Origin of the sequence: Streptomyces gossypii, assembly GCF_025165795.1 — a bacterium.
GTDB lineage: Bacteria > Actinomycetota > Actinomycetes > Streptomycetales > Streptomycetaceae > Streptomyces > Streptomyces gossypii.
In genome coordinates this window covers 576,235-599,447 of the sequence record NZ_JAJAGO010000001.1, presented here as the reverse complement: position 1 = coordinate 599,447, position 23,213 = coordinate 576,235, and the positions used below count along the sequence as shown (strand labels likewise).

At 70.5% G+C, this 23,213-nt stretch carries 23 protein-coding genes and 1 pseudogene; 14 read left to right on the top strand and 10 right to left on the bottom strand.

Annotated elements, in window-relative coordinates; genetic code table 11:
* Positions 1-66: 66 nt before the first annotated feature.
* The 3 genes from LHJ74_RS02785 to LHJ74_RS02775 all read right to left on the bottom strand — a co-directional run bounded on the left by LHJ74_RS02785 (position 67) and on the right by LHJ74_RS02775 (position 1,646).
* Entirely contained in the window at positions 67-918 is an 852-nt protein-coding gene (locus LHJ74_RS02785) for a phosphotransferase enzyme family protein (protein WP_260215794.1), read from the bottom strand.
* 135 nt (positions 919-1,053) lie between these two features.
* Entirely contained in the window at positions 1,054-1,248 is a 195-nt protein-coding gene (locus tag LHJ74_RS02780) for a DUF397 domain-containing protein (RefSeq protein ID WP_260215793.1), read from the bottom strand.
* The gene (locus LHJ74_RS02775) at positions 1,245-1,646 is read right to left on the bottom strand and encodes a DUF5753 domain-containing protein (RefSeq protein ID WP_311203241.1); all 402 of its coding nucleotides are present in this window, start codon (positions 1,644-1,646) and stop codon (positions 1,245-1,247) included. Before LHJ74_RS02775 ends, LHJ74_RS02780 begins: the two co-directional genes overlap by 4 nt.
* Positions 1,647-1,702: 56 nt before the next feature.
* Between LHJ74_RS02775 and LHJ74_RS02770 the strand changes: the two genes are divergently transcribed.
* Positions 1,703-1,993, top strand: a complete 291-nt coding sequence (locus LHJ74_RS02770) for an ATP-binding protein (protein ID WP_260215792.1) — start codon at positions 1,703-1,705, stop codon at positions 1,991-1,993.
* Here the strand turns inward: LHJ74_RS02770 and LHJ74_RS02765 are convergent, their stop codons facing one another.
* Positions 1,994-2,743 (bottom strand): FadR/GntR family transcriptional regulator, encoded by a 750-nt coding sequence (locus LHJ74_RS02765; RefSeq protein WP_375546642.1) that lies wholly within the window; start codon positions 2,741-2,743, stop codon positions 1,994-1,996.
* A gap of 242 nt (positions 2,744-2,985) precedes the next feature.
* On the opposite strand from LHJ74_RS02765, the gene LHJ74_RS02760 reads away from it, so the two are divergent.
* The 8 genes from LHJ74_RS02760 (at position 2,986) to LHJ74_RS02725 (ending at position 13,150) form a co-directional block, all read left to right on the top strand.
* Entirely contained in the window at positions 2,986-4,041 is a 1,056-nt protein-coding gene (locus tag LHJ74_RS02760; RefSeq protein WP_260215791.1) for a sugar ABC transporter substrate-binding protein, read from the top strand.
* On the top strand, positions 4,038-5,588 hold the full coding sequence (locus tag LHJ74_RS02755; protein WP_260215790.1) for a sugar ABC transporter ATP-binding protein: 1,551 nt from the start codon (positions 4,038-4,040) through the stop codon (positions 5,586-5,588). Before LHJ74_RS02760 ends, LHJ74_RS02755 begins: the two co-directional genes overlap by 4 nt.
* A complete protein-coding gene (locus LHJ74_RS02750) occupies positions 5,581-6,627 on the top strand; it encodes an ABC transporter permease (protein WP_260215789.1) in 1,047 nt (348 codons plus the stop codon). Before LHJ74_RS02755 ends, LHJ74_RS02750 begins: the two co-directional genes overlap by 8 nt.
* Positions 6,628-6,666: 39 nt before the next feature.
* A complete protein-coding gene (locus LHJ74_RS02745; RefSeq protein ID WP_260215788.1) occupies positions 6,667-8,136 on the top strand; it encodes an L-fuconate dehydratase in 1,470 nt (489 codons plus the stop codon).
* An 8-nt stretch (positions 8,137-8,144) separates the two neighbouring features.
* Entirely contained in the window at positions 8,145-8,891 is a 747-nt protein-coding gene (locus tag LHJ74_RS02740) for an SDR family NAD(P)-dependent oxidoreductase (RefSeq protein WP_260215787.1), read from the top strand.
* Positions 8,888-9,874 (top strand): aldo/keto reductase, encoded by a 987-nt coding sequence (locus tag LHJ74_RS02735; RefSeq protein ID WP_260215785.1) that lies wholly within the window; start codon positions 8,888-8,890, stop codon positions 9,872-9,874. The genes LHJ74_RS02740 and LHJ74_RS02735 overlap by 4 nt, the downstream gene beginning before the upstream one ends.
* A gap of 5 nt (positions 9,875-9,879) precedes the next feature.
* Positions 9,880-10,722, top strand: a complete 843-nt coding sequence (locus tag LHJ74_RS02730) for an amidohydrolase family protein (protein ID WP_260215784.1) — start codon at positions 9,880-9,882, stop codon at positions 10,720-10,722.
* 64 nt (positions 10,723-10,786) lie between these two features.
* The gene (locus LHJ74_RS02725; RefSeq protein WP_260215783.1) at positions 10,787-13,150 is read left to right on the top strand and encodes a glycoside hydrolase family 95 protein; all 2,364 of its coding nucleotides are present in this window, start codon (positions 10,787-10,789) and stop codon (positions 13,148-13,150) included.
* Between the two features lie 93 nt (positions 13,151-13,243).
* Here LHJ74_RS02725 and rpsN read toward each other — a convergent pair whose 3' ends face one another.
* A complete protein-coding gene (rpsN, locus tag LHJ74_RS02720; protein ID WP_260215782.1) occupies positions 13,244-13,549 on the bottom strand; it encodes a 30S ribosomal protein S14 in 306 nt (101 codons plus the stop codon).
* On the bottom strand, positions 13,549-13,785 hold the full coding sequence (gene rpmB, locus LHJ74_RS02715; protein WP_260215781.1) for a 50S ribosomal protein L28: 237 nt from the start codon (positions 13,783-13,785) through the stop codon (positions 13,549-13,551). The genes rpsN and rpmB overlap by 1 nt, the downstream gene beginning before the upstream one ends.
* A gap of 65 nt (positions 13,786-13,850) precedes the next feature.
* On the opposite strand from rpmB, the gene rpmG reads away from it, so the two are divergent.
* From rpmG to LHJ74_RS02695, 4 genes are all read left to right on the top strand, one after another.
* The gene (rpmG, locus tag LHJ74_RS02710) at positions 13,851-14,015 is read left to right on the top strand and encodes a 50S ribosomal protein L33 (protein WP_260215780.1); all 165 of its coding nucleotides are present in this window, start codon (positions 13,851-13,853) and stop codon (positions 14,013-14,015) included.
* Positions 14,016-14,046: 31 nt separating this feature from the next.
* Positions 14,047-14,301: a type B 50S ribosomal protein L31 gene (locus LHJ74_RS02705; protein WP_260215779.1), complete on the top strand. Its 255-nt coding sequence runs from the start codon at positions 14,047-14,049 to the stop codon at positions 14,299-14,301.
* On the top strand, positions 14,298-15,440 hold the full coding sequence (locus LHJ74_RS02700) for a CobW family GTP-binding protein (protein ID WP_260215778.1): 1,143 nt from the start codon (positions 14,298-14,300) through the stop codon (positions 15,438-15,440). Before LHJ74_RS02705 ends, LHJ74_RS02700 begins: the two co-directional genes overlap by 4 nt.
* Before the next feature lie 445 nt (positions 15,441-15,885).
* Positions 15,886-16,200 (top strand): heavy-metal-associated domain-containing protein, encoded by a 315-nt coding sequence (locus tag LHJ74_RS02695; RefSeq protein WP_260215777.1) that lies wholly within the window; start codon positions 15,886-15,888, stop codon positions 16,198-16,200.
* A 330-nt stretch (positions 16,201-16,530) separates the two neighbouring features.
* On the opposite strand, the gene thiI is transcribed toward LHJ74_RS02695, so the two are convergent.
* From thiI to dnaK, 3 genes and pseudogenes are all read right to left on the bottom strand, one after another.
* Positions 16,531-17,748 carry a tRNA uracil 4-sulfurtransferase ThiI gene (gene thiI, locus LHJ74_RS02690; RefSeq protein ID WP_260215776.1) on the bottom strand — a complete coding sequence of 406 codons (1,218 nt, stop codon included), beginning with the start codon at positions 17,746-17,748 and terminating at the stop codon, positions 16,531-16,533.
* Positions 17,749-17,779: 31 nt separating this feature from the next.
* Positions 17,780-17,935, bottom strand: a pseudogene (locus tag LHJ74_RS34330) (nucleotide exchange factor GrpE); the annotation flags it as partial.
* A 173-nt stretch (positions 17,936-18,108) separates the two neighbouring features.
* Positions 18,109-20,025 carry a molecular chaperone DnaK gene (dnaK, locus tag LHJ74_RS02685; RefSeq protein WP_260215775.1) on the bottom strand — a complete coding sequence of 639 codons (1,917 nt, stop codon included), beginning with the start codon at positions 20,023-20,025 and terminating at the stop codon, positions 18,109-18,111.
* Between the two features lie 581 nt (positions 20,026-20,606).
* On the opposite strand from dnaK, the gene LHJ74_RS02675 reads away from it, so the two are divergent.
* The gene (locus LHJ74_RS02675; protein WP_260215774.1) at positions 20,607-21,191 is read left to right on the top strand and encodes a DUF4396 domain-containing protein; all 585 of its coding nucleotides are present in this window, start codon (positions 20,607-20,609) and stop codon (positions 21,189-21,191) included.
* A 100-nt stretch (positions 21,192-21,291) separates the two neighbouring features.
* Here the strand turns inward: LHJ74_RS02675 and LHJ74_RS02670 are convergent, their stop codons facing one another.
* A complete protein-coding gene (locus LHJ74_RS02670; protein ID WP_260215772.1) occupies positions 21,292-23,106 on the bottom strand; it encodes a DNA polymerase/3'-5' exonuclease PolX in 1,815 nt (604 codons plus the stop codon).
* Between the last annotated feature and the right edge of the window lie 107 nt (positions 23,107-23,213).

Sequence of the window (23,213 nt, the reverse complement as noted above, 5' to 3'; positions counted from 1 at the left end):
GCCTGGGCAACCAGCGGCGCCGAGAAGTGCGGCGAGTCCTGCGTCCACGACCTCGAAGGCCCGCGATCAGCCAGGGGTATCCAGCCCATTGCGGTCGAGCGCTGCTCGGATCTGGCTGAGCCACTCGGTGCCCAGCTGGCGCCCGTTGGGGAGTTGGTCGTGTCGGTCCCAACGCCACGTGGTGATTATCGCCAGCACGAGGATCCGGCACTCGCGGAGCAAGCCTTGATCGACATTCGGATAGTGCTCGCTCACTTCTTCGGGCGCATGGGCGAGGTCGAATTCGACAGGCCCACGGCAGCACGTCTCAAGGTCTATGAACAGCAGCCCGTTCTCCGTGGTGAGCACGTTGCCCGGGTGCGGCTCGCCGTGCAGCAACTGCTCGGCGCCGCCGCGCTCGCCGATCACTCGTCTCAGGCCCCGCAACGTGTTGCCGAGGAGCTCCCGGTCCGCGTCGGCGAGCGCCGGTGTGCGGTCGCGGCTTGCCACGAGTTGCTGGGCCTGCTCGACTCGGTCCGTGAAGTGCGGTGCCGGGACATCGAGCTTGCGCATGCCTGCATGCAGCCGGGCGAGGGCATCGGCGTAGTCGGCTGGCGAGACCTCTTCAGGCGTCGCAGGTTCGTGGTAAGTCCACAGCGTGACCACGAAGCCGTCGCGCTCGTAGACGCGTGGCTCGACTCGGGGCTCAAGAGCAGCCACCGGGTTCTCGGATTCGGCGAGCCGCTGAGCGATCTCGACTTCGAACTGTGCGACCTGATGCGCTACGGGTGCCACCCGTGCCAGGACGTCACAAGGCAGCAGGCGCAGCGTGAGCTTGTTCGAGTCATGGAGAACGATCGCGTCGTCGGCTGTCAGGCCAAGTGCTGAGGCGATCGACATGGCCGCGGCCATCGCACGCGGGAACTCTGACGCCTGCATCGTTGCCCGGCCCCCTGCCTAGCGCGCTGCCGTACTCTCCCAGCGGTAGCGACCTGGGCCACGGTACCAAGTTTCGAGTGCCGTGACCGGCAATAACTGCCGGGAGTACCCGACCAACGGCAGTGGCGACGCGCTTCAGCGCAGGCGGTCGAGGAAGGCACCCCAGGCGTGTTGGGGGAAGCGCAGCACGGGCCCGGTGGGACGCTTGCTGTCGCGTACGGGGATGAGACCGGGTATCCCGTCGGCCACCTCGACGCAGTTTCCTTGTCCGCCGCTGTATGTGCTCGCTCGCCATGCTGTTTCCGGGGGAAGCCGATGTTCACGGGTCATGATCGATACTCCTTGGCGATGCGGCGGATCAGCCTGAGCGATTCCGTGGGCGGCAGCGCGTCCGTTCGCGCATCATCGAAGAGCGCACGATAGTAAGCGACTTCGGGTTCCCGTTCCATCCAGATGTTGCCGGTCGGGGTTTCCGTCAGCACGAGATCAAGCGATGTCACCTGCGGGAAGCTCAGCACCAGGTACGGGCCGAACATACCGGAGTGCGCACCGCGCGAGAACGGCAGTACTTGGACAGTGATGTTCGGCAGCTCAGCCATCGCCGCCAGGTGCTCCAACTGTGCACGCATCACCGCAGGGCCGCCTACGTGCTGCCGAAGAACCCCTTCCGCGAGTACCGCCCACAACTCCAGAGGGGTCTCACTGCTGAGCCGTTCCTGCCGGGCCATCCGCACTTGGACGAACTGGTCGATCTCCTCGGGCGGAACTCGTGCTGTCGGAGCTGGTGACCAATGCTGTGCAGGTGCCGGTGCCGCCGGACCGGCAGGTGGGGGTGCGGATCGTTCAATCCGGCTCCGGGCGGCTTCGGTTGGAGGTCAGCGACGCGGGTGAAGGTAAGCCGGAGGTGCGCAGGCCCGGCGAGGACGAGACGTGCGGGCGCGGGCTGCTGCTGGTGGAGGCGCTGGCCGACCATTGGGGCGTGCGCCAACGCGTAGGCGGCATCGGGAAGACGGTGTGGGCGGAGCTGTCCGCCGCATCGGACGCGTCCTCCTCCCCGGAGGACGCGTCCGGGTGATCAGCCCGGCAGAGGTGTGCCCTGGTCGAGTTGGAGGCGGAGCCAGCGCTCGACCTCGCCCACGTGGGCGGCGGCTGCCGCCCTTGCCGCTTCCGGGTCGCGGGCGACCAGCGCGCGGTGGATGCGCTCGTGTTCCCGCCGGGTGCGTTCGAACGCGCCCTCCTCGCGGTAGCCGCGCCATACCCGGGCCCGGAAGGTGCGGGAGGAGAGCCCCTCCAGGAGGACGGCCAGGGTCTCGTTACCCGCGGCCACCGCGATCGCCCGGTGGAAGGCCAGGTCGTGGGCGAGTATCCGTTCGGGGTCCTCGGTCAGTCGCATCGCTTCCAGGTGCGCTTCGACGACGCCCAGCTGCTCCGGGGTGATGCGGGCCGCGGCGAGGGCGGTCGCCGAGGACTCCATGATGCGGCGGATCTCCAGGAGTTCGGCCAGCTGCGGTCCGCGGGAGAGGTCGGCGACCACGCCGAAGGTCTCCAGCAGATCGCCCGCCTCCAGCTGGGTGACGTAGACCCCGGACCCGTGCCGGGCCTCCAGTACGCCGAGGACCGTGAGTGCCCGGATCGCCTCCCGCATGGAGCTGCGGGAGAGGCCGAGTTGGGCGGCGAAGTCCCGCTCGGTGGGCAGCCGCTGCCCCGGCTCCAGGCGGCCCTGCGCGATCATCGCCTTGATCTGCTCGATGGCGCGCTGCGTCACCGTCTCCTTGTGCGGAGCTTCCTTGGGCAGAGCTTCCTGGTCCGGAGTTTCCTCTTTCATGCTGTTCCTCCCCTTGTCTCGGATTTACGGGATTCTACCCCTTCAATCCCACAGGTGGTCGGACCACTCTTCGAGTAATACACGAATGATCGAGAAAAAGTGCCTGCGGCGGCATTGACGGAGTGGATTGGTCGGATCACTATTCGTTTCGTGTGGAGAAGGGGATCTCCGGACCACAGCTAGGCCGGTGAGCCCGCCGTACTGAGTGCTCCTCTTCGGTGAGGGGCCGTCAGGTGGTTGCCATGGCAGTGAGACACGGGATGCTACGGGCACGTGCGGTGTCCTTCGCCGCATGCGCCGCCCTGCTCCTCGGGGCCTGCGGCAGTACGAAGGACGACGTCGGCGGTGGAGCTGACGGTGGCGGGGGCGGCAAGGTCGGGGTGATCGTTCCGCTGCTGACCTCGCCGTTCTGGCAGGCGTACAACGACTACGTGCCGAAGATGGCGGATGCCGCGGGGGTCGACGCTCTCAAGACCGTCAACTCGAACAGCGACTCGGCACGGCAGATCACCGACATCAACAACCAGCTCAACCAGGGCGTCGAAGGGCTGGTCGTCGCTCCCCTGGACAGCGCCGCCATCTCCGCCGGGCTGGACCAGGCCGAACGCAAGGGCGTCCCCGTGGTCGCCGTGGACGTGGCCCCGGAGAAGGGCAAGGTCGCCATGGTCGTCCGCGCCGACAACGTGGCCTACGGCAAGCGTGCCTGCGACTACCTCGGGAAGCAGGTGAAGTCCGGCAAGGTCGTGCAGATCATGGGAGATCTGGCCTCGGTCAACGGCCGCGAGCGCTCCAAGGCGTTCCGCGACTGCGCCGAGAAGAAGTACCCGGACCTGAAGGTTCTGGAGATCCCGGCGAACTGGGAGGCCGACACCGCGGCCGCCAAGCTGGACACCCTGTTGAACGCCAACCCCGACATCAAGGGCATCTACCTGCAGGCCGGAGGCGTCTATCTCGCCCCTACCCTGCAGACCCTCAAGAGCAAGGGGCTGCTGAAGAAGTCCGGCGAGAAGGGCCATGTCACCGTGGTCTCCAACGACGGCATTCCGCAGGAGCTGGAGGCCATCCGCAAGGGCCAGATCGACGCCACCGTCTCGCAGCCCGCCGACGCGTACGCCAAGTACGGCATGCACTACATCAAGGCCGCGATGGCCGGTGAGACGTTCAAGCCCGGCCCGACGGACCACGGCTCCGAGATCGTCCGGCTGCCCAACGGCCTGCTGGAGGACCAGCTGCCCGCGCCCCTGGTCACCAGGAAGAACGTCGACGACCCCGAGCTGTGGGGCAACACCGTCGAATGAATACCGAGACCGAGAAGGACGCTGAGACCGAAACCCATACTCAGACCCGGGCCGGGGATGCGCCGCTCGCCGAAGCGCTGGGCATCACCAAGCGCTACGGACCGACGGTCGCCCTCCAGGACGGCAGGCTGACCGTGCGGTCCGGCGAATCCCACGCCCTGGTCGGCCGCAACGGCGCGGGCAAATCCACCCTCGTCTCCATCCTCACCGGCCTGCAGTCACCCGACGAGGGCACCGTCACCTTCGACGGTCTGCCCGCGCCTCCGCCCGCCGACCGCGACGCCTGGCGCCGCAAGGTGGCCTGCGTCTACCAGAAACCCACCGTCGTACCGGAACTCACGGTCGCCGAGAACCTCTTCATCAACCGGCAGCCCACCGTACGCGGCGGCGTCATCAGCTGGCGCAGGCTGCGCACGGAGGCCACCGCACTCCTCGACACCTGGGACGTGCGCGTCGCGCCCGACGCCCGTACGGCGGATCTGCCGGTCGAGGACCGGCAGATGGTGGAGATCGCGCGGGCGCTCTCCTTCGGCGCCCGCTTCATCGTTCTCGACGAACCCACCGCACAGCTCGACAACCGCGAGATCGAGCGGCTCTTCACCCGGATGCGCGCGCTCCAGGCGTCCGGGGTGACCTTCCTGTTCATCTCGCACCATCTCCAGGAGGTGTACGAGGTCTGCCGGACGGTCACCGTGCTGCGGGACGCCCGCTGGATCACCACCGCACCCGTGACCGGTCTGCCGCACGCCGCACTGGTGGAGGCCATGGCGGGGGAGCCGGTGGCGGACACCGACGCCGTACGACCCCCGGCCCCCGCCGACGCGCCGGTGGTCCTGAGGGCACAGGCGCTGAGCTCCCGGGCGTACCAGGACGTGGACCTCACCGTCCGCCGGGGCGAGGTCGTGGGCCTGGCCGGGAGCAGCGGCAGCGGCAAGATCGAGCTGGCCGAGAGCTTCGCCGGACTGCACAACCCGGTCTCCGGCACGGCCGAACTCGACGGTGAGCCGCTGCCGTTCGGCGACGTCCCGGCCGCCCTGCGCGCAGGTGTCGGCTGTGTGCCGCGCGACCGCAACGAACAGGGCCTGGTCGCCGGGATGTCCGTCGGCGACAACGCCACCATGACCGTGCCGGAGCGGCTGGGCCGGTACGGCTTCGTCAGCGCGGACCGGCAGCGGGACGTGGCTGGCGCGCTCATCGAGCGGCTCGACATCCATACCGAGGGGCCGGAGCAGCCCGTGCACGACCTTTCCGGCGGCAACGCGCAGAAGGTCGTCATGGCACGGGCACTGGCCTCCGGCCCCCGCCTGCTCGTCCTGATCAATCCGACCGCGGGCGTCGACGTGAAGTCCAAGCAGTCACTGCTCGCCCGCGTGGACCAGGCCCGCGAGGACGGGACCGCGGTGCTGATGGTCTCCGACGAACTCGCCGATCTGCGGCGCTGCGACCGGGTCCTCGTCCTCTTCCACGGCCGGGTCGTCGCGGACCGGCCGGCGGGCTGGTCGGACCAGGAGCTGATCGCCTCGATTGAAGGAGTTGACCGTGGCTGACACCAAGACTCCGGCGCCCTCCACCGCGCCGCCTCCATCCGGCGGGAAGAGCTCGCCCCAGGCACCTGGGGTCAGGGCGCTCCTGCTGCGCCGGGCCCGGGAGCTGGCGCTCGTACCGGCGCTGCTGCTGTTGATGCTGCTGGGCACGCTGCTCAACGACTCCTTCCTCACCGAGCGCAACCTCATCTCCATCCTCGGCGCCTCGGCCGCCCTGGCGATGGTGGTGCTCGCCGAGTCCCTGGTGCTGATCGCGGGCAAGTTCGACCTGTCACTCGAATCGGTCTTCGGCATCGCCCCCGCGCTCGGCGCGCTGCTCGTGCTCCCCGCCGCCCAGGCCGGGTTCGGCACCGAGCTGCCCACGGCGGTGGCCCTGCTGGCCATCCTCGTCGTCGGCGCGGCGCTCGGTGCCTTCAACGGCCTGCTGGTGGTGCACCTCAAACTCAACGCGTTCATCGTCACCCTGGCCATGCTGATCGTCCTGCGCGGGCTGCTGGTCGGGGCGTCCGAGGGGAAGACCCTCTTCGGGCTGCCCGAAGCCTTTTACACGCTCGCCACCAGCACCTTCCTGCATATCCCGCTGTCCGTATGGCTGGCCGCCGCGGCGTTCGGCCTCGCCGGGTTCGTGCTGCGGTACCACCGCTGGGGGCGCGCGCTGTACGCGATCGGAGGCAACCCGGAGGCGGCCCGCGCGGCCGGTATCCGGGTGGAGCGCGTCCTGCTCGGCGTCTTCGTCGTCGCCGGTGTCCTCGCGGCACTCGGCGGCCTGATGCAGACCGGCTATGTCGGCGCGATCAACGCCAACCAGGGCCAGAACATGATCTTCACCGTCTTCGCGGCGGCGGTGATCGGAGGCATCAGCCTGGACGGCGGCAAAGGCACCATGTTCGGCGCGCTCACCGGCGTGCTGCTGCTCGGCATCGTGCAGAACCTGCTGACCCTGGCCCAGGTGTCGTCCTTCTGGATCCAGGCAATCTACGGCGGGATCATCCTCGTCGCCCTGATGATCGCCCGGGTCACCACCGGCCGCGGCCAGGACTGAGCGGCCAGGCTGAACCGCCTCGTGTGAAAGGTCCGCACCATGTCAACCGCGTCATCTCCGGCTTCCGAGCCGACTCCGCCCTCCGGGGCCACCTCGCCGTACGCGTCACCGTCCGCCGCCGCCCTGATCAGCGCGGTGGACACCTACGACATCCGCTTCCCCACCTCCCGGCAGCTGGACGGGTCCGATGCCATGAACCCCGACCCCGACTACTCCGCCGCCTACGTCGTCCTGCGCACCGACGCCCCGGACGGACTGGAGGGCCACGGCTTCACCTTCACCATCGGGCGCGGCAACGGCGTCCAGGTCGCGGCCATCGAGGCGCTGCGCCCGTACCTGCTCGGCCGCCCGCTCGACGCGCTGTGCGCCGACCCCGGCACCCTCAGCCGCGAACTGGTCGGGGACAGCCAACTGCGCTGGCTCGGACCGGAGAAGGGCGTGATGCACATGGCGATCGGCGCCGTCGTCAACGCCGTATGGGATCTGACGGCCAAGCGCGCGGGAAAGCCGCTGTGGAAGGTGCTGGCCGACGCCGAGCCCGAATGGATCGTCTCGCAGATCGACTTCCGCTACATCGCCGACGTGCTCTCCCCCGAGGAGGCGCTGCGGATGCTGCGCGCGGGACGGCGCGGGGCGTCCGGGCGCGAGGCGGCGCTGCTGGAGCGCGGCTACCCCGGGTACACCACCTCGCCCGGCTGGCTCGGCTACTCCGACGAGAAGCTCGCGCGCCGCGCCAAGGAGGCGGTAGCCGAAGGCTTCACCCACATCAAGCTCAAGGTCGGCGCGGACGTGGCCGACGACATCCGCCGCTGCCGGGTCGCCCGCGAAGCCGTCGGGCCGGACATCCGGATCTCCGTCGACGCCAACCAGCGCTGGAACGTCGACGAGGCGATCGAGTGGACGCGCGCGCTCGCGGACTTCGACCCGTACTGGATCGAGGAGCCCACCAGCCCCGACGACATCCTCGGCCACGCCACGATCCGGCGGGCGGTCGGGCCCGTCAAGGTCGCGACCGGGGAACACGTCCACAACCGCATCGTCTTCAAGCAGCTGCTGCAGGCGGACGCACTGGACATCCTGCAGATCGACGCCGTGCGTGTCGGCGGCGTCAACGAGAACCTGGCGATCCTGCTGCTCGCCGCCAAGTTCGGCGTCCCGGTCTGCCCGCACGCGGGCGGCGTGGGCCTCTGCGAGCTCGTCCAGCACCTTGCGATGTACGACTACGTCTCGCTGTCGGGAAGCACCGATTCGGGAAGCACCGATTCGGCAAGCACCGAGTCGGCAAGCCTCGGCGCGCGGGTCATCGAGTACGTCGACCATCTGCACGAGCACTTCCTCGACCCCGTCTCCGTCCGCGACGGGCGGTACGACGCGCCCCGCTCGCCCGGCTTCTCGGCCACCATGCGGGCCGAGTCGCTCGCCGAATACCGCTATCCGGAGGGCACCTTCTGGGCGGCCGAACTCGCCGCGCCCACCCTCGCCGCGCCCACCGGGGAGGCGGTCGCATGACACCGGGCATGACGGGTCTCAGGGCCCTGGTCACCGGCGGTGCGTCGGGGATCGGCCGGGCCACCGCCGAGGCGCTGGCGGCGTACGGGGCCCGGGTCGCCGTAGTCGATCTGGAGCCGGACGCCGTGCGGGCGCCGCTGCTCGCCTACCGCGCCGACGTCGCCGACGACGCATCCGTCCGTACGGCGGTCCGGGACGCCGCAGCGGCTCTCGGCGGCCTCGACATCCTCGTCAACAACGCGGGCATCGGGGCGCAGGGCACCGTCGAGGACAACGACGACGCCCAGTGGCACCGGGTGCTGGACGTCAACCTCCTCGGTGCCGTACGCACCACCCGGGCGGCGCTGCCGTACCTGCGGGAATCCGCCCACGCGGCGATCGTCAACACCTGCTCGATCGCCGCCACCGCCGGGCTGCCGCAGCGCGCCCTGTACAGCGCCAGCAAGGGAGCCCTGCTCTCGCTGACTCTGGCGATGGCGGCGGACCACGTCCGCGAAGGGATCCGGGTGAACTGTGTGACGCCGGGCACCGTCGACACCCCCTGGGTGGCGCGGCTGTTGGAGGCTGCCGACGATCCGGCGGCCGAACGTGCCGCGCTGAGCGCGCGCCAGCCGACGGGTGCCCTGGTGAGCCCGGAGGAGGTCGCGGCGGCGATCGTCTATCTGGCGGGACCGGGTGCGGCGTCGGTCACCGGTACCGCGCTCGCGGTCGACGGCGGTATGGCGGGCCTGAGACTCCGGCCGGAGCGGTCATGAAGGTCACGCTCGGCCGCAGCACGGTCCGGGTCACCCGACTGGCCCTCGGCGCCGCCTCGATCGGCAACCTCTACGCCTCCGTCAGCTCCGCACAGGCCGCCGACTGCGTGGACGCCGCCTGGGACGCCGGAATCCGCTACTTCGACACGGCACCCCACTATGGGCTCGGCCTGTCCGAGCGGCGGCTCGGCGCCGCCCTGGCCGACCGGCCCCGCGCCGACTTCACCCTCTCCACCAAGGCAGGACGGCTGCTGGTGCCCGGCGGGCCCGGCGGCGACGACCTCGCCCACGGCTTCGCGGTGCCCGCCACCCACCGCCGCGTCTGGGACTTCAGCGCCGACGGCGTGCGCCGGAGCCTCCAGGAGAGTCTTCAGCGGCTGGGCCTGGACCGGGTCGACATCGTCTATCTCCACGACCCCGATCACCACGCCCGTCAGGCCCTCCACGAGGCCTACCCCGCGCTGGAACGGCTGCGCGCGGAGGGCGTGGTGGGCGCCATCGGCGTCGGCATGAACCAGTCGCCGCTGCTCGCCCGCTTCCTCCGCGACACCGATGTCGACGTCGTGCTGCTGGCGGGCCGCTACACCCTGCTGGATCAGCAGGGGTTGGACGACGTGCTGCCGGAGGCGGTCGCGCGCGGGCGCAGCGTCGTGGTCGGCAGCGTCTTCAACTCCGGCCTGCTGGCGGACCCGCGGCCGGGCGCGACCTTCGACTACGCGCCGGTGCCACCTCCCGTACTGGACCGGGCCCTGCGCGTCAAGGCGGTCGTCGAGCGGCACGGGGTCGGCCTGCGGGCCGCCGCGCTGCGGTTCCCCTTCGGGCATCCGGCCGTCGCGAGCGTCCTGATCGGCGCCCGGTCGGCGGCGGAGGTACGGGACGCCGCCGCGCCGCCGGGCCGCCCCGTCCCGGCCGCGCTGTGGGACGAACTGCGCGCCGAGGGCCTGCTGCCGGACCGGGTCCCCACGCCGGACAGGGAAGGGTGAGGCCGATGCGGATCGTCGATGCCCACCACCACCTCTGGGACCTCTCGGTGCGCGATCAGGCTTGGATCACCGGCCGCGAACTCACGCCGCTGCGGCGGAACTTCACCCTCGAAGACCTCACACCGGAACTGCGCGCGGCGCACGTGCGGGCGACCGTGGTGGTGCAGACGGTCACTGTCGCCGAGGAGACCCCCGAACTCCTCCGGCTGGCGGCGGGCGGCGGCGCGGTGGCGGGCGTGGTCGGCTGGACCGACCTCGCCTCGCCCCAGATCGCCGACCGCATCGAAGGGCTGCGCGAACTGCCGGGCGGCGGGAAGCTCGCCGGCATCCGCCACCAGGTCCAGCACGAGCCCGATCCGGAGTGGCTCGTCCGCCCCGACGTACTGCGCGGGCTGCGCGCACTCGCCGAGGCGGGGCTCGCCTACGACCTCGTGATCCGGCCGCACCAGCTGCGGGCCGCCTACGAGGCCGCGGCGGCGGTCCCCGCCCTCACCTTCGTGCTCGACCATCTGGCCAAACCGCCCGTCGCCGCCGGTGAGCTGGAACCGTGGGCGCGGGCCGTCCGCGCCTTCGCCACCCTCCCCAACACCGCGTGCAAGCTCTCCGGGCTGGTCACCGAGGCGGCCTGGGACACCTGGAGTATCGAGGATTTGCGTCCGTACGCCGACACCGTCGTGCGCGCCTTCGGCCCGGACCGGGTGATGTTCGGCTCCGACTGGCCCGTATGCCTGCTCGCCGCCTCGTACCCGGAGGTGGTCGGGGCCGCGTGGGCCCTCACCGAGGGGCTGGGGACGGGCGGGCGGGAGGCCGTCTTCTCGGCGACCGCGACCAGGATCTACGGCCTGTGACCTGCACGACCCCGACCTGCACGACCCCGACCCGCCGTACCACCGACGTTCGAGGTGATCTGGCATGACTCAGCACATCAGTCGAAGGACGACGATGAAGACCGCGCTCGGTGTGACGGGCGGGCTGGCACTGGGAGCCCAGCCTGCTGCCGCCGCCGACACCGCCACCAGCAGCGACACCGCCACCGCAGCCGGGGAACTGACCCTCTGGTACACGCGGCCCGCCGCCGACTGGGAGCGCGAGAGTCTCCCCCTGGGCGGTGGGGCCCTCGGCGCGAGCGTGTACGGCACCCTCGCCTCCGAGCGGCTCGTCTTCAACGAGAAGACGCTGTGGACCGGCGGGCCCGGTGCCGCCGGAGGCTACGACCACGGCGACTGGTCCTCTCCCCGCCCCGGTGCCCTCGCCTCCGTCCAGCGGCGGCTGGAGACCGACGGATCGCTCTCCCCGGAGTCCGTCGCCGGTGAACTGGGCCAGCCGAAGCGCGGCTACGGGGCTTACCAGGTCTTCGGGGACCTGGTGCTGGACGTGCCCGCAGCACCCACCGCCCCCGACCCCTCCTACCGGCGCGGTCTCGACCTCGCCACGGCCGTCGCCACCGTCGCCTACACCCATCAGGGCACCGCCCACCAGCGGGAGTTCTTCGCCTCCCATCCCGGCCGGGTCCTCGCCGGACGTTTCCGGGCGGACCAGCCGGGCAGTGTCGGCTTCACCCTCCGCTACACCTCGCCCCGTAAGGACTTCACGGCCACGGCCTCCGGCAGCCGCCTCACGGTGCGGGGTGCCCTCCAGGACAACGGGCTGCGCTTCGAGGCCCAGATCGAGGTGCGTACCGCCGGCGGCAGCGTCACGGCCCGGACGGACGGCACCCTCACCGTGCGGGGCGCCGACAGTGCCTGGTTCGTCCTCGCGGCGGGCACCGACTACGCCGACACCTATCCCGACTACCGAGGGGACGACCCGCACGCCGCCGTCACCCGGGCCGTCAACGACGCCGCCCGGCGGCCGTACGAGGAGCTGCGCGCCGAACACGAGAGCGACCACCGGGCACTCTTCGACCGGGTCTCCCTGGACATCGGCCAGCAGCTCCCCGACCTGCCCACCGACCAGCTTCTCGCCCAATACACCGGCGGTTCGAGCGCCGCCGACCGGGCGCTGGAGGCACTCTTCTTCCAGTACGGGCGCTATCTGCTGATCGCCTCGTCGCGTGCCGGTTCGCTGCCCGCCAACCTCCAGGGCGTGTGGAACAACAGCACCGGCCCGGCGTGGTCCGCCGACTACCACGTCAACATCAACCTGCAGATGAACTACTGGCCCGCCGAGGTCACCAACCTCGCCGAGACCACCGCGCCGTACGCCCGCTTCGTCGAGACGCTGTGCGCGCCCGGCCGGCGCACCGCGCGGAAGATGTTCGGTTCGAAGGGCTGGGTGGTGCACAACGAGACCAATCCGTACGGCTTCACCGGCGTGCACGACTGGCCGACCGCCTTCTGGTTCCCGGAGGCCGCGGCCTGGATCACCGGGCAGCTGTACGAGCACTACCGCTTCAGCGGCTCCCTCGGCTATCTGCGTGCCACCGCCTACCCGGTGATGAAGGAGGCCGCCGAATTCTGGCTGGACAACCTGCGCCCCGATCCGCGCGACGGGAAGCTCGTCGCCACCCCCAGCTACTCGCCCGAGCACGGTGACTTCACGGCGGGCGCGGCGATGTCGCAGCAGATCGTGCATGATCTGCTCACCAGCACGCTGGAGGCCGCCCGGACTCTGGGCGAACCTCCCGGCTTCCGCACCCGGCTCGAAGACGCGCTGGACGCGCTCGATCCGGGGCTGCGCGTCGGCTCCTGGGGCCAGTTGCAGGAGTGGAAGGCCGACCTGGACAGCCAGGAAGACGAGCACCGCCATGTGTCGCACCTCTTCGCCCTGCATCCCGGCCGCCAGATAGCGGCGGGCGACCGGTGGGCCGAGGCCGCCAGGGTGTCGCTCACCGCACGCGGTGACGGCGGCACGGGCTGGAGCAAGGCGTGGAAGATCAACTTCTGGGCGCGGCTCCACGACGGGGACCACTCCCACACGATGCTCGCCGAGCAGCTCAGGGCCTCCACGCTGCCGAACCTCTGGGACACCCACCCCCCGTACCAGATCGACGGCAACTTCGGTGCCACGGCGGGCATCGCGGAGATGCTGGTGCAGAGCCAGCACGGCCCGATCGAGATCCTGCCCGCGCTGCCCGGCGCATGGCCCCGGGGCGAGGTGCGGGGGCTGCGGGCGCGCGGCGGTGTCACCCTCGACATCACCTGGAGCGGCGGACGGGCGAGCCGCATCGCCCTCACCGCGAGCCGCACGGGCGAACTCACCCTGCGCAGCACGCTGCTGCCCGGCGGCGAGACCACGCTCCGGGCGACGGCGGGGGAGCGGTACCTCTTTACCTAGGCACTCTTTACCTAGGCACCGCACCTGCGGCCCGCAGCCCGAAGGGCGCGGGCCGCAGGTGCCGCCGGTCGGCGCTGCCCCCGTGGGTGCCGCCTACCAGGAGGACTTGGTGACTCCCGGCAGGAACCCGGCATGAGCCTGCTCCCGGACGCGGATGCGGGAGAGCCCGAACCGCCGCAGGTGCCCGCGCGGGCGGCCGTCCACGCTGTCCCGGTTGCGTACGCGCGTCGCGCTGGCGTTTCGCGGCTGGCGGCGCAGCTCCGCCACGGCGGCCAGGCGTTCGGCGTCCGGCGTGGACGGGCGCCGGATGATCTCCTTCAGCTCGGCCCGCCGTGCGGCGTGGTGCTCGACGGTCGCCTTGCGCTTCTCGTTCTGCGCGATCTTGCTCTTCTTCGCCATCAGACCTTCACCCCTCGCGCGCGGATGCGGGCCACGGCCGCCTCGATGCCCATCGTGTCGATTGCTCTGATCGCCTTGGTGCTCAGCGTCAGGCGCACGTGGCGGCCCTCGCTCGGCAGCCAGTAGCGCTTGCGCTGGATGTTGGGGTCGAAGCGCCGGGAGGTGCGCCGGTGCGAGTGGGAAATGCTGTTTCCGAACCGGGGCTGGGCGCCGGTCAGCTGGCAGTGGGCGGACAACGGGTGACCTGCCTCTCTCTCCGAGTGCTTTCGGTAATGAAAATCGTTGTCATATACTAGCGCCCATGGCCCGCAACGAACTACGCCCACTCGTCAAGCTCCGCTCCACGGCGGGGACCGGCTACGTCTACGTCACCCGCAGGAACCGGCGGAACGACCCCGATCGCCTGGTGCTGCGCAAGTTCGACCCGCAGGCCCGCAGGCACGTCGACTTCCGCGAAGAACGCTGACCGCACTCCTCCCGTCCCGAAGGGCACCGCCATGAAGCCCGGCATCCACCCCGCCTACGGCCCCGTCGTCTTCCGCGACAAGGCCGCCGGCTCCGCCTTCCTCACCCGCTCCACCCTCACCAGCGACAAGACGGTGGAGTGGGAGGACGGCAACACCTATCCCGTCGTCGACGTCGAGATCTCCTCCGTGAGCCACCCCTTCTACACCGGGACCGCACGCGTGCTCGACACCGCAGGCCGCGTGGAGCGCTTCGAGCGCCGTTACGGAAAGGGAGGCCGCGCATGAGGCTGCCCGTGGTGATCGTCGCCGGTCTCCACTCCGCGGCACGCACACAGGTGGTGGACCAACTGCTGCGTGCCGTGCCCGGCAGCGTCGCCCTCCACCACGATCTGGCCACCGCCGCCGGGGGCACGGTGCGGCGCCTGGTCCGCAACGCCTCCGGGCACCTGACCTCCGGCGCGGCACCACTGGTCAACGACTGCGCCTGCTGCGCGCTGCGCGAGGACCTGGTACCCGAACTGCGACGCCTGGCCGCCGACGGCACGCCCCGGCTGGCCGTCGTCGAACTGTGGGACTCGGTCGAACCCAAGGCGATGGCCGAGGTCATCGCCGCGCACGGCGCCGACGTCCTCGACCTGCGCAACGTACTGACCGCCGTCGACCCAGCACTGGTGCTCCCCTACCTCGCCAACGGCGACGATCTGACCGAGGCCGGGCTCGCGGCGGCAGCGACCGATCAGCGTACGGTCGGGGACACCTGGGCCCGCCAGCTCGAGTACGCGCCCGTCCTCGCGCTTGTCGACAGCGAGGAGGCCGACGACGAGGACCGCGCACTCCTCGCCCAACTCCACCCCACCGCACGGCAGGTGACCGCCGGCTCAGGCGATCTCGCCGAGGCCGCCTTCGCGGGCTTCGACGTCGGCTCGGCCGCCGCCGCCCAGCACCCGGCCTGCGCGCTGCTGCCGCAGGAGGCGGACGAAGCGGGCGTGGCCACGCTCGTCTGGCACCACCGCCGCCCCTTCCACCCCGAACGGCTCTACCGGGCACTGGAGGAGCTGTGCTGCGGCGCCGCCCGCAGCCGGGGCCGTTTCTGGCTCGCCGACCGGCCGGACACGCTGCTCGCCTGGGAGGCGGCGGGCGGCGCACTGTGTGTGGAGAGCGCGGGCCCGTGGCTGGCCTCGCTGCCGGACGCCGCCTGGGAGATGGTGCCGCCGGTGCGCAGGGCAGCCGCCGCGTTGGACTGGGATCCGGAGCACGGCGACCGCTGCCAGCACCTCGTCTTCACCTCGCCGGGCCTGGACCGCGAAGCACTGGCACAGCTTCTCGACTCCTGCCTGCTCACGGACGCGGAGTACGCGGCCGGGCGTGAATCCTGGATGCGCCTCCCGGCCGCCTTCGACTCTCTTCTCGACCCCGCGTTCTGACGCGGCGGACGCGGCACGCGCGGCGGTCTCGGCGGTTTCGGCGGCTCGAGAGGGCCGCGTACGGGCCGCCGCGCCTCCGGACTCCCTGTCGCGGCTGCTCGCGCCGGCGGGCTGGGCGCAGACGGCGCATGTGGCCTGCGTCCTCCGGGACCGGCAGGACCGAGCCCTGGGCCGCGGCGACCGGCGGACCGGCGGACCGGCGGACCGCACGCACCGGACGACGCCCCCTGGCGGGCGCGCATCCGCTGCGTTGCCGCAGCGTCCCTGTAGCCGACTACGCGGTCACCGCAGGTGGAAATACCCCTGGCGGGTGTTTTTGCTGACCGTGAAATCTTGCGGGTGTATACGGGGGAGGGGTATAAAGAGCGCAAGTGATTCGGCCTTCCGGGGTACCTACCCCGGTACCCGCTGAGCGCCTGGCCCTTGTCTCTTCCAGGAGGAACCCATGTCCGATGTGACGACGACCGAGACGACCGAAGAGACCGCAGCGACGGCCTCGTCCTGCTGCACCACCGACGGCAGCTGCCACTCCGGGGCCGCGGAGCCGACCGACACCGTCTTCAAGGTCTCCGGCGTCCACAGCGACCACTGCAAGGGCGTCGTGACCAAGGTGGTCGGCGAGCTCGACGGCGTCAGCGGTGTCGACGTCGACACCTCCACCGGGCGGATGACCGTCACCTCCGAAGGCGGGCCCGACGAGGCGGCGATCGCCGCTGTACTCGACGACGCCGGATACGGGTTCCGGGGCCGGGCCGACTGACCGCAGCACCGCCCGTTGCACGTCTCCCGGACAACACACCTAGCTGTCAGATGCAGGGGGGAGGGGGGAGGCCGAGGGAGCCGAGGGGGATGACGCACAGGAACGCCGGGCTCCCCGGCACGATGCGCGCGTCGCTCCCGGTCACGAGGCGGTCGGTCCGCCGCTCGGGTGGGGGTTCCCTGGCTGCGTTGGACCTGCGGGACGTGATGCCATTGCCTCCGGCGTGGGGGAAACCTGCCCCTCGTCCGTCCGCACCGGCTGGGACGTGCACGGCGGCTGTGCGCAGTACGCCACTGTGCCGCGTCCCGACCGGCAATGCGGGGAGGCCGCTCAGCCCGGCCCGGGTGCTTCGGCCGGTCTCCCCTCCGGCTGGAGCACCCGGACCCGCGTCAGGAGGCGTTCGGCCATCTCGTCAGGGTCCATCCGCTGGTCCAGCCGGTCCAGCCTGGCAGGTGCCGCCCGCGTGGTCACATGCGGCGGCAGGAGCAGTTTGCAGCAGTCCTCATCCGGCAGCCGGGAGATCTCGGCGGTGCCGAGGCGCTCGGCCTCGGCCATGATCTCTGCCTTGTCCCAACCGAGCAGCGGACGCAGCAGCGGGAGCGTGGCGGCCTGCTCGACCGCCGTGAGGTTGGGCAGCGTCTGGCTGGAGACCTGTCCCAGGCTGTCCCCGGTGACCAGCGCCCGCGCTCCGAGCCGCGCTGCCAGCCGGTCGGCCGTACGCACCATCAGCCGCCGCTGCGCCACGATCTGCAGCTCCCCGGCCCCGGCCACGGCGAGCGCGCGCTGGGCCTCACCGAGCGGGATGACGTGCAACCGCACACCGCCCTGGAACGCACCGAGCCGCCGCGCCAGCGCGTACGCCTTGTAGGTGGAGGAGGGCCCGGTGTACGGAGCGCCGGTGAAGTGGACGAACTCGCAGTGCAGGCCCCGGCGCATGGCGCGATAGGCCCCCACGGGAGAGTCGTAGCCGCCGGAGAGCATCACCAGCGCCCGGCCGCTGGCCCCGACCGGCAGCCCGCCCTGGCCGGGGAGGCGCGCGGTGGAAACGAACACCTCGTGCCGGTCGACCTCGACGGCGATCTCCAGCTCCGGGGTGTCCAGATCGACCGGCCATCCCAGCTCCTTGCAGATCCGGGCGCCGACATGTGCGGCGAGCTGGTCCGAGGACAGCGGGAAGTTCTTGTCCCGCCGCCGGGCCCGTACGGCGAAGCGGCGCGGGGCAGGGCGGGACGCCCCGCGCGAAGAGGCGAGTTCCAGCGCGGCCGACGCGGCGTCGTCGGGAGTACGGGGCACCCGCAGTGCGGGCTGCACCACACTGATGCCCATCACCTCGCACGCCCGTGCCACCAGTTCCTCCTGGTGTTCCGGCGCCGCGGCGAGCACGAGGACGCCACGACGCCCGCGGATCCGCACGGGCGAGCGGATTCCGGCCACGCCGTGGCGTACGTTGTCGCGGAGCTGCCGCTCGAAGAGCCACCGGTTGCGGCCCTTGAGCGCGAGTTCGCCGTACTTGAGAAGCACACACGGCTGCCACGGCACAGTGCTCACCCCTTCCGTCGAGGTGGCCCGGCCCCCGCCGTCACCCGGAGGTGCCCTCCTGCTGGGACGCCTCGGACCGAGGGCCTTCGGTCACGGCTACCTGGGCCGGCCGCGGCAGCTGGTCACCGATCCGGTAGCCGGGACGGAACACCTCGGTGCACGTGGCGTGATCGGCATCCTCGTCGAACGAGTGGGCGAGCGCCTCGTCGAGCCCGGCTCGAAGGCGTCACCGGCCTCGCCGGACGACTGCGGGCCCAGGGCGCTCGTCTCCTTCTCCGGCATGTCGGCGACCTGTCCGAAGAGACCCGACACCTCGTCGTGCTCCCGGGCGCGGGCGAGGGGCCCGGACCCGGCCCTCCCCGGACCGGGTCATGCGGCGTCTCCCTTCGACCTGTCGTCCTCGTCGACGATTTCCCCTTCCACGACCTCCTCTTCCTCGTCGGCACCCGCACCGGCACCCGCACCGGAGGCCGCGCCCTCACGGGGAGCCTCCGTACCGCCCGCGGCCCCCTGCCGCTGCTGCTGTGCCTGGGCGTAGAGGGCGGAGCCGATCTTCTGGCTCGCTTCGCTGACCCGCTCCGCCGCCGCGCGGATGGCGGCCGTGTCCTCGTTCTCGCCGGAGTCCGCCTTCAGCTTCTCCTTGAGGTCGGAGACGGCGGATTCGACCTCCTGCCGGGAGTCCGCCGGGATCTTGTCCCCGCTCTCCCGCATCAGGGTCTCCGTCTGGTAGACGAGCTGCTCGGCCTGGTTGCGGGTCTCCGCGGACTCGCGGCGCCGGGCGTCCTCGTCCGCGTGCTGTTCGGCTTCCCGCACCATGCGCTCGATGTCGTCCTTCGGCAGCGAGGAGCCGCCGGTGATGGTCATGCTCTGTTCCCTGTTCGTGCCGAGGTCCTTGGCTCCGACGTGCATGATGCCGTTCGCGTCGATGTCGAAGGTGACCTCGACCTGCGGCACCCCGCGCGGCGCCGGGGGCAGGCCGGTCAACTCGAACATCCCGAGCTTCTTGTTGTGTGCCGCGATCTCGCGCTCGCCCTGGAATGCCTGGATCTGCACGGACGGCTGGTTGTCCTCGGCCGTGGTGAAGATCTCCGAGCGCTTCGTCGGAATCGTGGTGTTCCGCTCGATCAGCTTGGTCATGATGCCGCCCTTGGTCTCGATACCGAGGGACAGCGGGGTGACGTCCAGCAGCAGGACGTCCTTGACCTCGCCCTTGAGCACGCCGGCCTGGAGCGAGGCGCCGATGGCCACGACCTCGTCCGGGTTGACGCCCTTGTTGGGCTCCTTCCCGGTGAGTTCCTTGACCAGCTCGGTCACCGCGGGCATGCGGGTGGAGCCGCCGACCAGGATCACGTGGTTCACCTTGGCGACGTCCGTCCCGGCGTCCTCGACCGCCTGGTGGAAGGGACCCTTGCAGCGTTCCAGCAGGTCGGAGGTGAGCTGCTGGAACTGCGTACGGGTGAGCTTCTCGTCCAGGTGCAGCGGGCCCTCGGGGGAGGCGCTGATGTAGGGCAGGTTGATCGTCGTCTCGGTGGCCGCCGACAGCTCGACCTTGGCCTTCTCCGCCGCCTCGCGCAGCCGCTGAAGCGCCATCTTGTCCTTCGACAGATCCACGCCGTAGCCGTTCTTGAACTGCTTGACCAGGTGGTCGACGATCCGCTGGTCCCAGTCGTCGCCGCCCAGGTGGGTGTCCCCGGAGGTTGACTTGACCTCCACTATGCCCTCGCCGATCTCCAGCAGCGAGACGTCGAAGGTGCCGCCGCCCAGGTCGAAGACCAGCACGGTCTGGTCTCCCTCCTTGTCCAGGCCGTAGGCGAGGGCGGCGGATGTCGGCTCGTTGATGATCCGCAGGACGTTGAGGCCCGCGATCTCACCGCCCTCCTTGGTGGCGGTGCGCTGCGAGTCGTTGAAGTACGCGGGCACCGTGATGACGGCGTCCGTGACGTCCTCGCCCAGGTACGACTCGGCGTCGCGCTTCAGCTTCTGCACCACCCGGGCGGAGATCTCCTGCGCCGTGTACTGCTTTCCGTCGATGTCGCCCGACTGCGGGAAACGCCAGTCGGCCTCACCGACGTGGCGCTTGACGGAGCGCACCGTGCGCTCCACGTTGGTCACCGCCTGACGCTTGGCGACTTCGCCGACCAGCAGTTCGCCGCTTTTGGCGAAGGCCACCACCGAAGGCGTTGTGCGTGCGCCCTCGGCGTTGGTGATGACGGTGGGTTCGCCGCCCTCCAGGACGCAGACCACCGAGTTGGTTGTGCCGAGGTCGATACCAACCGCGCGTGCCATCTCAGGTTCCTCCTCATTGGCAAGCTCGTGCGTCCCGCCGAAGCAGGGGACTCGGGCACGGACCTGGAGATAAACAACCGATAAAACGTACATAAGGTGCATATGGGAGCATTGTCAAGATGCCCCCTATCAGTGAGCCGATGCTGCCTTTCGCGGCCGAGTACCCAGTCCTCGCCCGTCCTCACCCGCTCGTCACTCATACCCCCTGTGGGTAAGTTCTCTTTTTGTTCACGAGCTACCCCCAGGGAGTATGAGGTGAGGAAGACGTTCGACAACGTCGACCCGGCCGGACCCGAGGCGCTGGACGGCGCTCGCGTTCATCCCCTCCCTCGGGGCGGCCATCTCCAGCGCCCGCCCGGAGGAGGGCGGCCTGGCCGCGGGCCTCGTCAACGCCGGCGACCAGATCGGCTCAGCACTGGGCCTCGCCGCGATGACCGCCATCGCCGCCTCCCGGGGGCCTGGCATCGCCTGCCTTCGATGGGCGCGCGCGCCCACTTCCACGGGGCGGAGAGTCCCTTGCCTTATACCCTATGGGGGTATATATTCGGTGGGGTCGAGCTGCTTCAACATCGAGGAACGCCATGACGCACGACACCCCTGACACCCACGCTGCGCACGACATGCAGGCCCCGCACGCTCAGCACGCTTCCCATGGGCACCACGGTGGGGACACAGCGGTTCACGATCAGGCAGGCCACGATGGCGATCACGGGCACGCTCACGGGCACGGCCCGGTCGGCTGGGCCATGGCCGCCAAGGCCACACTGCACTGCCTCACCGGCTGTGCCATCGGCGAAGTGCTCGGCATGATCATCGGCACGGCCCTGGGCTGGGGGACCGCCCCGACGATGGCCCTCGCCATCGTCCTCGCCTTCTTCTTCGGCTACGCGCTGACCCTCTACGCCGTCACCCGGGCGGGCGTGAGCCTCAGGGCGGCGATCGGTGTCGCCCTCGCTGCCGACACCCTCTCGATCGCCGTGATGGAGATCGTCGACAACGGCGTGCTGCTGATGGTGCCCGGAGCCATGGAGGCGCACCTTTCGGACGCGCTGTTCTGGGGCGCGCTCGCCTTCGCCTTCGCCGTGGCCTTCCTGGTCACCACACCCGTCAACAAGTGGCTGATCGGTCGCGGGAAGGGTCACGCGGTGGTGCACCAGTACCACTGAGCAGTTTCACGAGCCGCCGCCCGGCACGGCCGCCACCAGATCCGCGTCGCGCTCCAGCACTTGACGCCCCCCCGGTGACGAGCAGGAACGTGCGGATGGTTCAGGGCTGGGGAGTGCGCAGGAAGCTCCGCAGCCGCCGCAGCGGCCAGGTGTTGATCACCTGGTCGGCGGTGAGCCAGCCGCGCTGCGCCATCCCCACTCCGTAGCCCAGACACTCCAGATCGGGCAGCGAGTGGGCGTCGGTGTTGACCGCGAACTTCACGCCGTGGTGCTTGGCCCGCAGGATGTGCTCGTCGTGCAGGTCCAGACGATGGGGGTGTGCGTTGATCTCCAGCGCGGTGCCGGTGCGGGCACAGGCGGCGAAGACGGCGTCGAGGTCCACGTCCAGCCCCTCGCGCTTGCCGATGATCCGGGTGGTGGGGTGGCCGATGATGTGGATCCGCGGGTTGTCGCAGGCGCGCAGCAGCCGCCGGGTCTGCGCGTCGCGGTTCTGGTTGAAGTGTGAGTGCACCGAGGCCACGCAGATGTCGAAGTCCCGCAAAAAGTCCTCGGGCCAGTCGACGTCTCCCCCGGGGCCGATGTTCAGTTCGGTGCCGTGCAGCAGGCGCATCTTCCGGCGCTTGCCGTCCAGTTCCCGCACGCGTTCGCGCTGTGCGAGGATCTTCTCCTCCGTCATCTGCTGCATCCGCAGTTCCGGGGCGTGGTCGGTGACCGCGTAGTAGAGCAGTCCCCGCCGCGCCGCAGCGTCCACCATGTCCTCCAGCGAGGCGAGCCCGTCGGTGAGGTTGGTGTGGGTGTGCAGATCGCCCTTGATGTCGCTCTCGGTCAGCAGCTCGGGCAGTTGCTGCGGTTCGTCCGCCGACTCGGACTCCTTCTCCTTCTCCGCCTCGTGTGAACCGCGCGAGGCGCGTGAGCCGCCCGAGCGGCGAGGTCCGTCGTGCAGCGCGGCCGCGATCTCACCGCGGTCCTCCCGCAGCGTGGGCGGAATCCAGGGCAGATCCAGCCGGGCGTACACCTCCTCCTCCGTCTCCGAGACGATCTTCTTGCCGCTCTTCGCGTGGAAGAGCCCGTACTCGGAGAGCTTGAGCCTGCGCCGTACGGCCATCTCGCGCAGCCGGATGTTGTGCGCCTTCGAGCCGGTGAAATAGATCAGCGCGGCGCCCCAGGAACCGGGAGGCACCACCCGGAGGTCGACCTGCGTGCCCGTGGAGGTGCGGATGGAGGTCTTCTTCTCACCCTGGGCGATGGTCTCGGCGACGTACGGCAGCGCACGGAAAGCCTCCATGAAGGGCTCGGACCGTCGCGCCGCGACCAGGATGTCCACATCGCCGACCGTCTCCCGCATACGGCGCAGCGATCCGGCCCAGGTGCACTTCTCGCAGCCCTCGACCTCGTTCAGCGCCGCGACGACCTCCTCGGCGAGTTCGGTCGCGACGTTGAGCGGAATGCGTTCACCGGCCACCCGCAGCAGCTCGATGCCGTGCAGGATGTTCTCCTCCGTCTTCGGGCCGAAGCCCTTGAGGTCACGCAGCCGCCCCTGCTCGATCGCCTCCCGGAGCGCGGGGACCGAGGAGATGCCCAGGTCGTCGTAGAGGATCTTGGCCTTCTTGGGGCCGAGCATCGGGATCTCCACGAGATGCCGTACGCCGGAGGGGATCCGTTCCCGCACCTCTCCCATCTCGGGCATCTCGCCGGTGCGCAGATACTCCACGACCTTGTCGGCGATGGACTTGCCCACACCGGGGATGTCCCGCAGCCCCTTCTCGTCGAGCTGCGACACGTCGGCACGGGAGCCGCCGATGGCCCGCGCGGCCTTTTCGTAGGCCCGGGCCCGGAAGGCGTCTCCGCCGGTGATCAGGATCAGGTCCGCATACTCCTGGAGCAGGGCCTGAATCTCCTTGTTGGGGCGGGCCACGCACCCAATTTACTGCGGAATCGCCGTACCGGCCTGCGCAGGTACCGGCCGGGGCAACGCGGCGCTCACCCGCCGCTGCGTACGAGCCACGTGGTGTTCCACCACGA